General features: G+C 34.8%; 2 protein-coding genes. Both read left to right on the top strand.

Annotation, left to right across the window (positions count from 1 at the left end):
- Positions 1-71, top strand: a 71-nt coding sequence (locus tag IDG60_RS23325; protein ID WP_241013413.1) for a hypothetical protein, incomplete at its 5' end; no start/stop codon positions are given.
- The coding region (ytpR, locus tag IDG60_RS20350; RefSeq protein WP_346767046.1) for a YtpR family tRNA-binding protein at positions 71-623 on the top strand (553 nt) is incomplete at its 3' end. The genes IDG60_RS23325 and ytpR, both read left to right, overlap by 1 nt.

The raw sequence follows: 623 nt of genomic DNA on the forward strand, positions 1-623 counted from the left end.
GTCATTTCTATACTAATGATGTGAGATTTTTAGATCAATTTAAAGCGGTAGAAGATAGAGGTGACATGTAATGTTGATATCAAATGAATGGTTGAAAGAATATGTAACAATCGATGATTCTGTAAGTAATTTGGCAGAACGTATTACGCGCACAGGTATTGAAGTGGATGATTTAATTGACTACACAAAAGATATCAAAAATTTAGTTGTCGGCTTCGTTAAGTCAAAAGATAAACATCCTGATGCAGATAAATTAAATGTTTGCCAAGTTGATATCGGAGAAGACGAACCTGTACAAATAGTATGTGGTGCACCGAACGTTGATGCAGGACAATATGTCATTGTTGCTAAAGTAGGTGGAAGATTGCCTGGTGGTATTAAAATTAAGCGTGCCAAATTACGCGGTGAACGTTCAGAAGGTATGATTTGTTCGTTACAAGAAATTGGTATTTCAAGTAATTATATACCGAAAAGTTTTGAATCAGGCATTTATGTATTTAGTGAATCCCAAGTTCCAGGAACAGATGCCTTACAAGCTTTATATTTAGATGATCAAGTAATGGAATTTGATTTAACGCCGAATCGTGCAGATGCTTTAAGTATGATAGGTACTGCTTATGAAG

This window comes from Staphylococcus sp. EG-SA-2 (assembly GCF_017152085.1).